This window comes from Gemmatimonadota bacterium (assembly GCA_026705765.1).
Classification (GTDB): domain Bacteria; phylum Latescibacterota; class UBA2968; order UBA2968; family UBA2968; genus VXRD01.
In genome coordinates this window covers 1-12,407 of record JAPPAB010000112.1, presented here as the reverse complement: position 1 = coordinate 12,407, position 12,407 = coordinate 1, and the positions used below count along the sequence as shown (strand labels likewise).

The following is a 12,407-nucleotide window of genomic DNA, read 5'->3' as shown; positions in this document are numbered from 1 at the left end:
GAGCATGGATAGTCGGATTCCTGGGGGTAGAGTAAATATTAAAAATATGTCCGGCTCGACTCTGTTCTGGACAAAGCGCACGACCCCAAATATGTGCTCGTGGTCCGGCCTTCTCAATACGCCATCCTCTTGATACAGCGTATAAGATTGCTTCGCGAATGTCTTTATTTGGATGGCGTGGGATATCAAGCATGGGCTCAGTCTGTCGTTCTAATCACGTCAGCAGTAGCACACATCACCAGAGCAACTATTGCAGAGTATGTGTTTCTTAGCAGTGAGACGCAACCTTTTTTCCCTTATTCAAAAACTCGTATTACTTTCACCGTCATATCTACACCCATACCAGCGAGAGATCCAAGACTCAACTTTTGCTGCATTGCCCCCAAACTTGAATCAAGAATAACCCCATTAGCACCCTTCTTTTTTGCTTCCTCTCGTATTGCTTCCACGACATCAAGCGGGTCTAACCCAGCATTCACTTTAACAAACATCCGTCCAATCTCTTCATGTCTGACACCGGCGAACCCTTCAAATAGCTTCACTTGTCCATTCCAGGGCGCATAAGTCTTTCCCGTCGCCAGAAATTGAATTTCAACGCCTCTAATCTTCACCTTTTGAGATGATTGACCAGACGCGACTTGCTCGGATGGTTGTTCAACCTTGCGGGATAACTCATCCACCTTACGGGATAGCTGTTCAACCTTGCGGGATAACTCATCTACCTCGCGGGATAGTTGTTCAAGTGTGACTTGCTCGGATGGTTCATCACCAGACACGACTTTATCAGACGCAATCACAACGACCCCAAAAAGTAGGATACAAAACAACCACAATCTGCTGTTCAACATGTAAACCTCCCTTTTTTGTCCTTCAGTAACCCCGATCATTCAGGCGCATCTCCATACACATTAAACCCCATCCGATCCTCACCGCGCACCAGATGAAGGTGATACCTTTTGTAACAGCGCACAATCGGAATGGTAATGCGTATCGCCAATCCCAGGCGTCGGCGATCAGACGTATTTGCCGCTGAGTAGTGGAGCATGCGCTCGGTAAAGAGAAAGAATTGTCCGGCTTTCATTTTCATCTTCACAACGCGATCCGGGTCAACACCGATGTGATCGGGGTCGCCCTGTTGGCGAAAAGCCTGTTCGGGTGTGGCTTTAATGTGCGGAATCATCTTTCGGTGCGACCCCGGCATGAGTTGTACGCAACTGTTGCTGACATCGGTATCGTCAATGGCTAACCAGGCGGAGACATTGATACCCGGTTCTATTTCGGTGGACCAGAAATTCATATCCTGATGCCAGGGAATTTCTTTGGCACCGGGGGGTTTGTTAAAAAAGTTGGATTGCCAGAGCACAATATCCGGACCGAGGATGCCTTCTACCCGATCCATAATTGTCGGATGTGTACACAGATCGTAGATCGTTCGACTATCGAGATGCCGCGCTTTTTGCCGATTGACGTGAAACGGGCCTTCGGCTTCAAAAATTTCACGCTCAACAACAGGCCGAATACGATCCATTTCTTCCGGCGAATGCATCGTATATGGCCCGAGATACCCCTCGTCGTGAAAAAATCGCACATCTTCTGGTGTTAATCGATAGGACATTTTTCCTCCACTCTAAACAAAAGTGACCTCTCCCTTGAACTGGCTCATATACAAATTGTGATAAAACCCCTCCGCCTTCAGCAACGCACGATGCGACCCGCGTTCAATAATCTGCCCATCGTCAATAACCAGAATCTCATCCACATTGCGAATCGTGCTCAACCGATGGGCAATAATAAAGCTCGTTCGCCCCTCCATCAGCCTTAAAAGCGCTTGTTGAATCCGCATTTCCGTCCGCGTATCCACACTGGATGTCGCCTCATCTAAAATGAGAATCGACGGATCGGCCAACGCGGCTCTTGCAATGGCCAGCATCTGTCGCTGTCCCTGGCTCAAATTGCCGCCGCGTTCCGAAAGCATCGTATCATAGCCCTGGGGCAATCGGCGAATAAAGGGATCTGCATTGGCCAATTTAGCCGCATCAACCACCTCCTCATCCGAAGCATCGAGCCTTCCATAAAGGATATTTTCCCGCACAGTATCAGACAGCAAAAAAGTATCCTGCAACACAATACCCAGTTGCCGGCGCAACGCTTCCCGTTTCACCTGCCGAATATCATGGCCGTCGATATAAATCGCCCCGCTATCGATATCGTAAAACCGGGTCAGCAAATTCACAATGGTCGTCTTCCCCGCTCCCGTCGGTCCTACCAGCGCAATCTTCTCCCCCGGCCTGGCGTGCAAACTCACTTCTTTGAGCACTGGCACATCTTTTTCATAGCCAAAACACACCCGATCGAAAACCACATCCCCCCGAACCTGTTCTAACGCGACCGCATCTGGCATATCGGGCGCTTCGGGAAACTCGTCAATAGTCTCAAAAACCCGCTCTGCCCCGGCCAGTGCAGACTGTATCGAATTGTACAAATTGGCAACCTGGCCCAAAGGTCGTCCAAACTGCCGCACATAGCTGATAAAAGCGGCAATCACACCGATTGTCACATCGCCCTGAACCGCCATATAGCCACCCGCAAAAGCCACAATCACCAGACCCATATTGTTCACAAAAAAGGTCAGAGGCGGCATCAACGTCCCGAAAAACTGCGCGCGTGTACCGGCATATTTCAATCTGTTATTGAACTTTTCAAACGCCTCAATCGACGCCTGTTCGCGTCCATAAGCTTTCACCACCTGCTCTGCAGCAATCGTCTCCTCAATCATCCCATTGAGCGCACCCAGTGCCGCCTGCTGCTCGCGAAACCCCCGACGCGCGCGTTTGGCGACTTGCCCTGTCAAAGAAGTCATCAGCGGAAAGGTGAGCAAACTAATCAACGCCAGAGGCCAATCCATCCAGAACATCATGGCCGACACGCCCACCAGGGTCAACACGCTGTTAATCAACTGCGTCACGCTATCCGACAACACACTGCTGATATTATCCACATCATTGGTCACACGGCTCATGATATCACCACTGGCACGCCGGTCAAAGAACCGCAGCGGAAGCATCTGCAAGCGGTTAAAAAGATCCTGTCGCAAATCCCGCACAGAACTTTGAGATACCCGTGCCATAATAAACGTCTGCAGCCAGGATGTCAGTGCCATAGCCACATACACCCCCGCCAGCAACAGGGCAATTTGGAAAAGGCCCGGCAAGTCGCTATAGGCGATATACTCATCAATCGCACGCGCCATCAAATACGGACCTGCCACCTCCAACCCCGTTGTGACCACCACCAACCCCACCACCCCCATCAAAGTCCCCTTGTAGCGTCTCATATACCCCAGCAAACGGCGGGTAGTTCCCCGAATATCCCGCGCTCGCTCGTCGTCACCCATCATCATCCGGCGACGCCCCCCCATCATCATTCCGCCTGGACCCTGCTGTTCACCGTCGCGCTGTCGATCAACTTCCGCCATATCCGTTTCCTTCTCCGAGCTGTGAATCGTAAATCTCCTGATATACTGAACTGGATGCCATCAACTCCTGGTGCGTTCCCTCGGCAACCAGCACGCCATCGTCCAGCACCAGAATCTTATCGGCCTGCAAAACCGTACTGATGCGCTGTGCCACCAGAAAACTCGTACACCCGACCATCTGTTCAAGCGCATCGTGAATTCTTGCCTCTGTCTCCAGATCCACGGCACTGGTACTATCGTCTAAAATCAACACCTTCGGATGGGAGATCAACGCCCGGGCTATCGCTATCCGCTGCCTCTGTCCCCCCGACAAATTCACGCCGCGCTGGCCCAATAGCGTCTCGTACTTATCCGGAAACTGGACAATAAAATCGTGCGCCATAGCTGCCCTGGCAGCGGCCTCAACCTCTTCATCGGTCGCTTCGGGCCGCCCGTACCGAATATTGTACCGAATCGTACCCGAAAAAAGGACCGACTCCTGGAGTGCCATCCCGATTTGCTGTCGCAGCGTCCCCTGGTCCACATCGCGCACATCCATCCCATCCACCATCACCCGCCCTGCATTCACATCGTAAAACCGCGGAATAAGATTCACCAGCGACGACTTGCCCGCCCCTGTCGAACCCAGAATCGCCACCTTCTGCCCCGGTTCCGCGACAAAACTCAGATTCCGCAATACCGGATCGTCCGCCGTCTCATTATAGCTGAACGTCACATCTTCAAACGCAACCTGCCCCTCCAACACCACATCGCGCTTTGCATCTGCCCGATCCTGTAACTCGGGCTCGCTATTCAGCACATCGACAATGCGCTCGGCAGAAGCCTCTGCACGGGACATCCGGATAAGCACCATACTGCCTATCATCAGGGATTGCAAGAACAGCAACAGATAATTGATAAACGCAATAATCTCGCCCAGCTTCATCCCACCCTGAGTTACGGCAATTCCCCCAAACCAGATCACCCCTACAACGCCCAGATTCAATAGCAGCATCATAAACGGCATCACCAGAGCCACCAGTTGCGTCACCCGAATCGTCTGTTCCATCAATCTGTCATTGGCCGTTCCAAACCGTTCGATCTCGTGGTCCGCCCTCAAAAAAGCCTTCACCACGCGCACACCTGCCAGATTTTCCTGCGTCACCTGATTCACCCGATCCAGGCGATTCTGCACTTCGCCAAACATCGCATTGGCTTTTCGAAACACCAGAATCAGAGTCCCGAGAATCACGGGAGCCAGCCCAATAAACATCAACCCCAGGCGAGGACTGGTCACAATCGCCATCACCAGACCGCCCACCATTGCCATCGGCATACGCGACAGAATGCGCAATATCAAACGCGCCACCTCTCCCACCTGTCGCACATCATTGGTCAGCCGCGTAATCAGATGCCCCGTTGACAGCTTATCCAGATTGCCAAACGAAAGAGACTGAATTTTGCCAAAAAGCGCACTTCGCACATCGGTCTCCACCCGCTGCGCCACCCACACGCCAAACCAGGCATTGCCAATTCCAAACAAAACGCCCCCAATCGCCAGGCCCAGCATCCACAATCCGGTCTCAATCACCAGATCCAGATCTCCCCTGGCAATCCCCTCATCTACAATCCGCTGCACCAACCGGGGATGCATCAACTCCAGCATCACCTCGATCAATTTCAGCAGCGGAGCGATTGTCGCCTGCTTCCAATAGGGACGCATATAACCCATCAACTTCAGAATATTCTGCATATAAAATCCTTCTTTACAGATTTTTCAACAGTGCCCTGGCTTCTTCGGCATCGCTTTCAAATACCAGCACGTCAACATGTCCCGCCGCGTACAGGGTTTGAAATCCCTCGCCCCGGGTGATACAGGGGATCTCAGCATCGTCAAGCACGGATTTGATCACCGCGAGCAAACCGGGATTTGTTGCGGTGATAACAGTTACAAGAGGTTCTCGATAACTCATCTCGAATTTCTCATGTTATGGGTAGTCAGCACAAAATACACAACCAGAATTGATCTGTCAGACAAAAAATAATCACAAGATGTCTCGTTTTAAGTTGACAATATGCATTTCAAATGCACATTTTCCACTTTGCGAACCGTCCCAAACGAAACCCGATACGCAATCGACCACAAATTACCGCCCACTCGGTCCCGGTGTGACGGCACTGCCCTTCGCCGCTCTGTAGAAAAAAATAGGAGAAAAAATGAGCCAACCCAATATTGTATTTATCCACACGGATCAGCAGCATCACCTCGCGATATCCGCCTATGGAAATCGAGACGTGTCAACGCCCAACATGGACCGCCTGATCTCAGAAGGCATATCTTTCAGGCGATCCTACAGCGCCAACCCCGTCTGCTGTCCTGCACGCGCGAGTTGGTACACCGGACGCATGTCTGTTGAACACGGCGTTATCAGCAATCCGTTTCCCATCGATCCCAACCTGCCCGACCTCGGCCAGTGGTTGACCAAACACACCGATTACAACTGCGTGTATTCCGGCAAATGGCATGTCACGGGACGAGATGTGGCCAACAGCTTTGACGTGATCTACGGCAGACACCCCTACGGAGAACTGCAAGACTCTGGCTCTGCCAGAGCAGCAGCACAATATATCGCCGAACACGCAAATGACGACCGACCCTTCTTCCTCTCCGTCGGCCTCCTGAACCCACACGACTGCTGTTATGTCTGCGGCGTCAGCGGACCCGTGGGAAAATACGGCATGAAACCTCAGTTGTCCGATTTGCCCGATTTACCCGGCAACTTCGAAATCAGTCTCATGCCGCCAAACCAGAAACACCGGGTCGGCCACTGGTCGGAAACAGACTGGCGATATTACATCTATCAGTGTTACCGAATGGTAGAAACTGTTGACGCTCAGATCGGATTGATCTACGACACATTGGAGAACAACGGCCTCATTGAAAACACCCTCATCATCTTTACCGCCGACCACGGCGAAGGCTCTGGGCATCATCGAAGAGTATTGAAAGGCTTTTTTGAAGAAGAAGCCTGGGCAGTCCCACTCGTTATTTCGCAACCCGGCAGCATCCCCAATGGGCAAAACGATACGCACTTCATATCGGGCGTGGATATCCCCGCTACAATCTGCGATTACGCCAGCGCACCTCCCCTGCCCGACACCACCTATGGAAATAGCCTGCGCCCACACCTCGAAGGAAACGACGACATCGCATGGCGGGAAAGCGTCATAGGAGAAAACGCGAGTGCAATCGCCATTCGCGACGACCAGTACAAATCCATCCTCTACGACTCGGGACAGCACACCCTCTACGACTTAGCAAACGATCCCCTGGAAAAACACAATCTCGCATCAGAACCCGGCTTTGATGACGTCAAGCACAAACACGCCACACACCTCGCCGAATACGCAAACACCGTCACACCCTATAGCGGACCTGATAAAACGGGGGAAAGAGATCGAATAAGAGAAGAGAGAATGGAAAATCTCAAACGTGGAAATGGATGGACAGAGGAGGTGGGATCATGAACACCATACCAGCCGAACTCAACGCAATAGCCGGGCAATTGCAAAACTACAATACCCCAGAACAAACCGCTCAATTGGATTTCGATTGCAAATTGACCTATGAAATTCTACAGTGGACAAAAACACACCTCGACGGTTTGACCGACGACAGACCAATAGGAACAGTGGAAATCTCGCGCTACAACAAAGAGAACGGCGCAGAATACCAGATCGTTGAAAAACGCAATGGCGGTGGACGGGAAATTTACAAAGCAACCGTCACAACAGCGCGGGATGAGCGCATTGGTGAATCAATTCAGGACTGGAAACTCACCTGGTACCAGGCAGAAACACCGGATAAACGCCTGCTCATTCATGGCACAGTTCGGGACGCGACCATAGAAATGAACGGCACAGCGGGCAAAAAGAGTCTCTCAGTGAATACCCCCATATCGTGTCAATGGATCCTCCCCTTTGCGCTCGCCAATCGCGCCACTCCCCTGGACGAAACATTTACAACCATCGACGAACTTACGTACTGTAAAACAAATCAGCTACTTCACGGTCCCACACATAGGGACCAATCCCTCTTCTCTTTTCGTCACACGGGATACGGCACACTGCCCATCCACTATGTATTCGATTCACAAAAGCGCCCCATCTTTGTCACATTTACGCTCTTGTCCTGGATCTTGCGCGATATTGAACTCATTTAATTACGGTTTTATCAAGGTTTTGATCGCAGCACCTGGCTTTGCCTGTGTCGCAAATGCTTCGGGTGCTTGATCGAGTGGAAAGGCGTGTGAAACGAGTGGTTTCCGATCAATTTTCCCGGTCCTGACGAGTTCAATCCCCCGCCTGTAGTCATCGGGAGTCCATGACCAGGACCCTTGAAGCGTCACCTGCTTGCGCACCACCTGGTTAAAATCGAGTTCGGGTTGATCTTCGAATAATGCGACGGGAACGAGGCGGCCATTTTGTTGTTTTAGCATCGTCAACCCCTGATTCGGCGAGGCTTTCGCGCCAGCAGAATCGATCACCACATCGGCATTTCCTCCCCGCGCCCCGAATCTTTCCACAGGTCTCTCACCACCCGTGAGTTCAATAACAGCTTCCACGGGATCTACCTCTGTCAAATTCACGATCTCATCTGCACCCAACTGGCGCGCCATAGCCAGCCGTTTTGGCGACGTATCAACCGCAATAATGCGCCCGCCCGCCGTTGCCCGAATGACCTGAATACATCCCAACCCAATAATCCCAACCCCCAGAATAACAACGGTTTCCCCTTCAAGGGGTTTTGCCAGGCCCACTGCGTGTATCGACGTGGCGAGCGGCTCCATCATCGCGCCCTCTTCAAAGCTGATGGTTTTGGGCAACTTATAGGGACGCTCGGGATTGACTTCCAGGGGAAGATATTCGGCAAACCCGCCCAATCCCCCACCAGAAATGTGATCGCCCACCCGAAACCGCTGCACATCTCGCCCCGTTTCTACAACCTCACCGCTAAACTCGTGCCCCATGATGAGGCCCTTCTCTATCGGACGTCCCAAAGAATCTTCAAACAGCCCGATGCGATAAGCGTGCAGATCCGACCCACAGATCCCACACGCCTTCACCCTCACCAGAATCTCATTTGCATTGATCTCAGGCTCTGGCACATCTGCCACCTGAATATCATGCGGACCGCAATAAATAGCTGCTTTCATCGCCACCTCCCTTGTGTATCATGGCGCAATGACATTGGCCCTTGGAGGCTTCGTTGGCCCATGGCCCCCCGGCGGCGACATCATGCGCTTTTGGTTCTCAGTCAAGTGATCGTAATCATCTATATTGTAATAATTCGCCCATGAAATCGTATTCCCGGGATTGTATTTAAAGAGAAATGACCGGCGTTCGTGATTGGCTGTCCAGGGCATAGTGCCGTGTACTGTCGCCTCCGTAAAAATGATCAGGTCACCCGGCTCTAATTCGGGTTGTACGACGTAATGGGCGGGCCGTCTGAAATACATAACATCCTCGGGGATGTCGAGTTGAAAGTTGGACTTGTGCGAGCCTGGAATACAGCAAAAACCACCATCGCCCTTTCGCACGGGCGTGAGCGCATAGACCAGTGTTGTCAAACCATTGCGCATGATGCCGTCGTGATACGTGTAAAAGAATGGGAATAATTCCGTTTTCGATTTCATCGTACCGGCGTGCAACGGACCTTTGGAACCGCCTTTATCCAAAAAAATGCAATAATCCTGATCAAAGTGGATACTCGGTCCCAAAAGTTCGATCAAATAAGGAATAATTTTGGGATGGTCCATGAGACTCTGAACGCAGGGATCCCACAGCGTGATATTTCGAGCGAGTTTTAGCCCATCGTCTCGATAGATTTCAAACTGGTCGCGCGCGATGCGGTCTGCAACTTCATTGCATTGATCAACTTCCTCTTTGGAGAGCACATTTCTGACGACGAGATAACCTTCGAGGTCAAACATGAATTTTTCTTCGGGGGTCATAGCCAAATCTCCTGTGGTCTTGTCTTGTAATCCCAATATGGTATCAAATTTAAAAAATAAAATAAAAAAAGACGCCGCATCAGAATCGAACGACGTCAATTTCCACTTTAATATACTCACCTTTTCGCATATACTACCAAAACTAAGGATCAGTAAAAACCCAATTGACATTTGGGTATATCTTCGCCTAATTTAAGCGATTTTATACACACAATATTAAAAGGAGACACCATGGGAAAACTCGATGGCAAAGTAGCACTTGTCACTGGAGGAGGAACGGGCATCGGTCGCGCGGCGTCGCTGCTATTCGCCACAGAAGGCGCAGACGTCGCCGTCAACTACAGTCGATCTGAAGATGACGCCAACAAAACCTGTGCGGATATCGAAGCACTGGGTCGCAAAGCCATCGCTGTCAAGGCAGACGTATCTGACGACTCAGCCGTTCGGCAAATGGTAGAGCGCGTAGTCGATGAACTCGGCCGCCTCGACATTCTCGTCAACAGCGCGGGCATGACGCGGTTCGTGCCGCTGGAAGACCTAGAAAATCTGAAAGAGGACGATTGGGATCGCGCGATGGCCGTCAACGTAAAGGGCGCCTTCTTTGCAGCCAGAGCAGCAATTCCAAAAATGAAAGAAAGTGGCGGTGGGTGCATCGTCAACGTCGCCTCCATCTCCGGTATCTCTGGAAAGGGCAGTTCAATTGCCTATTCCGCATCCAAAGCCGCACTGATCTGCCTGACGAATTCCCTGGCAACCAGTCAAGCCCCCGATATTCAGGTCAACGCCATCTCCCCGGGCTTTGTCGATACGCGCTGGGGAATCGGCTGGGACGCCTTCCGCAAACTCCACCTGGAAGCCACGCCAATGGGCCGCGTCGCAACCGGTGAAGACTGTGCCGACGCCATCCTCGGACTCATCCTCAGCCCCTTTGTCACGGGGGAAAACCTCATTGTAGATGGCGGGCGGAGCATATAGGCATCACTATGAGAAAAACGCCATGAAAATCGCATCCATCGACATCATGATAGTCGTTGTTCCAACCATACCCGGCCGTGTACACAGCGCATCATTCGGTCCTGCCGGCTGGGACCAGGTTCCCAAACACATCATCAGGCTAAATACCGATGAAGGGATTTACGGACTGGGAGAAACTTCACGCGGAACGCCTGAAGAAGCAATTCAGCAGGGATTTAACCAGCTCAAAGGAAGAGATCCTCTCAAACTGAGCCTGCAAAACGTATTCAGAGACGCCGCGACCCATCGCAACACCGTCATACCTTTCAGGGATCCGGTTGTATCTGAAGATGGGGGAGGAACGCGCGATTGGGAGAATTTGACCGGCTGGGGAACTGGCGCGGGTTACGAGGCCTTTGAAATGGCTATTTTTGACATCGTGGGCAAAATTCGAGGCTGCCCCGTCCACGAACTGCTCGGCGGTGCGTACAGAGACCGCGTGCCAGCGGATTACTGGATCGGCCATCAAACGCCCCAAGACTCAGCCCTCAATGCGCGGCTCGGTTACGAACGCGGATTTCACGGTGTAAAAATGAAGTGTACCTCTGATGAACCAATGGTCGCTCGTGTCCAGGCAATTCTGGAAGCCACAGATATATCGTTCAAATGCACAATCGATCCGAATCAGAGATTTTATCGCCCGGCAGAAGCCATTGCATTGGCAAAACAATTCGAAGCAGTCGGCAATGTCGGCGTGCTCGAAGATCCAATGGCGAAATGGAACCTGGATTGGTATTGTCAGCTAAGAGCGGCAACCACAATCCCGGTCGCACTGCACCTGGCGAATCCCCACGACATCATCAACGCAATCAAGGCGGAAGCAGTAGATATTTTCAATCTGGGGGGCAGCATGTGGCAATTTGTCCAAAACGCGGCAATTGCCGATGCCGCGGGCATCCCCTGCTGGCATGGATCTGGAAATGACCTTGGCGTAATGGAAATGGCCTATCTGCACGCGGCAAGTGTGCCGCGAAATTGCGTTATGCCCAGTGATTTTGTCGGAAGTTGGACGCGAGAAGATGACCTGATAGTGGATGGCATCCAATTTGAAAAAGGCGAAGCCATTGTTCCAACGAAGCCGGGACTTGGATGTGAACTGGATGAGGATGCCCTGGAAAAGTATCGGATAAATTGACGCCTTCGTGGAACCAATAGATCTGGAGGCTCTGATTGGCCGAGGTACAACCCATAGCTGAACCGGAGATTCGTCCCCTTCGGCACGCCATAACGGCTCGATCCATTGCGCTGGGTACCCTGTGTGTGATTTTCATGGCCTGGGGCGGTCACTACACGCGTCACATCGGTCATACGACCAAAATGGCGCAGGACCATCTGCCCTGGGGCGTGATGGTTCCCTTCTTCATCATCGCTGTCATCCTCAACAAAGTCATCCAGGCCATCCGCCCAGGGGCCATGCTCACAAGAGCCGAGCTTCTCGTCATCTTTGCAATGGCCCTGATCGGATCGGCTCTACCCAGCTACTTCATGGCGCACATGATCGCGAACATCGGTGCGCCCTATTACTTTCCATCATCCGAGAACGGCTGGGCGACCGAGTTGCATCCATATCTCGTCGATTGGGCAGTCGTAACGGATATTACGGCTGCCAAATGGTTCTACGAAGGACTCCCTCGCGGTGCTTCGATCCCGTGGAAAGCCTGGCTCATACCGTTGACCTGGCGTCTATCGCTCGTAGGCGCGGTCGCCTGCTTCTGCTATTGTATGGTCGCGATCTTCCGGAAGCAGTGGGTCGAGAACGAGCGGCTCTCCTTCCCCCTGATGAAGCTGCCGATGAACATGGCGGACGAAGAACCTCGTGGATTTTTCACTGCCGGGTTCATGAACCAGCCTGTTTTCTGGATCGGCTTCGCTTTCGCGATCTTCCCGATTATGTGGAACTTGCCGCCGAGACGACGACCATGGCC

Annotated in this window: 12 protein-coding genes; 5 read left to right on the top strand and 7 right to left on the bottom strand. The window is 52.0% G+C overall.

The window, feature by feature from the left end:
- Positions 1-296: 296 nt before the first annotated feature.
- The 5 genes from OXH16_15660 to OXH16_15640 are packed head-to-tail and all read right to left on the bottom strand — an operon-like array spanning position 297 to position 5,427.
- Complete coding sequence (locus tag OXH16_15660) at positions 297-848, bottom strand: hypothetical protein (GenBank protein MCY3682837.1); 552 nt, start codon at positions 846-848, stop codon at positions 297-299.
- A 35-nt stretch (positions 849-883) separates the two neighbouring features.
- Entirely contained in the window at positions 884-1,615 is a 732-nt protein-coding gene (locus OXH16_15655; GenBank protein ID MCY3682836.1) for a phytanoyl-CoA dioxygenase family protein, read from the bottom strand.
- Positions 1,616-1,627: 12 nt separating this feature from the next.
- Positions 1,628-3,475: an ABC transporter ATP-binding protein gene (locus OXH16_15650; GenBank protein MCY3682835.1), complete on the bottom strand. Its 1,848-nt coding sequence runs from the start codon at positions 3,473-3,475 to the stop codon at positions 1,628-1,630.
- Positions 3,462-5,207, bottom strand: coding sequence for an ABC transporter ATP-binding protein (locus OXH16_15645; GenBank protein MCY3682834.1), 1,746 nt, complete (start codon positions 5,205-5,207; stop codon positions 3,462-3,464). The genes OXH16_15650 and OXH16_15645 overlap by 14 nt, the downstream gene beginning before the upstream one ends.
- Positions 5,208-5,220: 13 nt before the next feature.
- Positions 5,221-5,427: a DUF2007 domain-containing protein gene (locus OXH16_15640; protein MCY3682833.1), complete on the bottom strand. Its 207-nt coding sequence runs from the start codon at positions 5,425-5,427 to the stop codon at positions 5,221-5,223.
- Between the two features lie 244 nt (positions 5,428-5,671).
- Between OXH16_15640 and OXH16_15635 the strand changes: the two genes are divergently transcribed.
- Positions 5,672-6,982 carry a sulfatase-like hydrolase/transferase gene (locus OXH16_15635; GenBank protein MCY3682832.1) on the top strand — a complete coding sequence of 437 codons (1,311 nt, stop codon included), beginning with the start codon at positions 5,672-5,674 and terminating at the stop codon, positions 6,980-6,982.
- Positions 6,979-7,677, top strand: coding sequence for a hypothetical protein (locus tag OXH16_15630; protein MCY3682831.1), 699 nt, complete (start codon positions 6,979-6,981; stop codon positions 7,675-7,677). Before OXH16_15635 ends, OXH16_15630 begins: the two co-directional genes overlap by 4 nt.
- On the opposite strand, the gene OXH16_15625 is transcribed toward OXH16_15630, so the two are convergent.
- Together OXH16_15625 and OXH16_15620 are read right to left on the bottom strand one after the other, a co-directional pair.
- A complete protein-coding gene (locus OXH16_15625; protein ID MCY3682830.1) occupies positions 7,678-8,670 on the bottom strand; it encodes a zinc-binding dehydrogenase in 993 nt (330 codons plus the stop codon). It lies immediately after the preceding gene.
- Between the two features lie 18 nt (positions 8,671-8,688).
- Complete coding sequence (locus OXH16_15620) at positions 8,689-9,468, bottom strand: phytanoyl-CoA dioxygenase family protein (GenBank protein MCY3682829.1); 780 nt, start codon at positions 9,466-9,468, stop codon at positions 8,689-8,691.
- A 231-nt stretch (positions 9,469-9,699) separates the two neighbouring features.
- On the opposite strand from OXH16_15620, the gene OXH16_15615 reads away from it, so the two are divergent.
- From OXH16_15615 to OXH16_15605, 3 genes are all read left to right on the top strand, one after another.
- The gene (locus OXH16_15615; protein ID MCY3682828.1) at positions 9,700-10,443 is read left to right on the top strand and encodes an SDR family oxidoreductase; all 744 of its coding nucleotides are present in this window, start codon (positions 9,700-9,702) and stop codon (positions 10,441-10,443) included.
- A gap of 22 nt (positions 10,444-10,465) precedes the next feature.
- Positions 10,466-11,617, top strand: a complete 1,152-nt coding sequence (locus tag OXH16_15610) for a hypothetical protein (GenBank protein ID MCY3682827.1) — start codon at positions 10,466-10,468, stop codon at positions 11,615-11,617.
- Positions 11,618-11,652: 35 nt separating this feature from the next.
- Positions 11,653-12,407 (top strand): hypothetical protein (locus OXH16_15605; GenBank protein ID MCY3682826.1); only part of this gene is annotated, 755 nt, incomplete at its 3' end.

Bases quoted from the DNA above. Each gene is read 5' to 3' on its own strand.
- OXH16_15660 (MCY3682837.1), bottom strand. From the start codon at position 848: ATGTTGAACAGCAGATTGTGGTTGTTTTGTATCCTACTTTTTGGGGTC.
- OXH16_15655 (MCY3682836.1), bottom strand. From the start codon at position 1,615: ATGTCCTATCGATTAACACCAGAAGATGTGCGATTTTTTCACGACGAG.
- OXH16_15650 (MCY3682835.1), bottom strand. From the start codon at position 3,475: ATGGCGGAAGTTGATCGACAGCGCGACGGTGAACAGCAGGGTCCAGGC.
- OXH16_15645 (MCY3682834.1), bottom strand. From the start codon at position 5,207: ATGCAGAATATTCTGAAGTTGATGGGTTATATGCGTCCCTATTGGAAG.
- OXH16_15640 (MCY3682833.1), bottom strand. From the start codon at position 5,427: ATGAGTTATCGAGAACCTCTTGTAACTGTTATCACCGCAACAAATCCC.
- OXH16_15635 (MCY3682832.1), top strand. From the start codon at position 5,672: ATGAGCCAACCCAATATTGTATTTATCCACACGGATCAGCAGCATCAC.
- OXH16_15630 (MCY3682831.1), top strand. From the start codon at position 6,979: ATGAACACCATACCAGCCGAACTCAACGCAATAGCCGGGCAATTGCAA.
- OXH16_15625 (MCY3682830.1), bottom strand. From the start codon at position 8,670: ATGAAAGCAGCTATTTATTGCGGTCCGCATGATATTCAGGTGGCAGAT.
- OXH16_15620 (MCY3682829.1), bottom strand. From the start codon at position 9,468: ATGACCCCCGAAGAAAAATTCATGTTTGACCTCGAAGGTTATCTCGTC.
- OXH16_15615 (MCY3682828.1), top strand. From the start codon at position 9,700: ATGGGAAAACTCGATGGCAAAGTAGCACTTGTCACTGGAGGAGGAACG.
- OXH16_15610 (MCY3682827.1), top strand. From the start codon at position 10,466: ATGAAAATCGCATCCATCGACATCATGATAGTCGTTGTTCCAACCATA.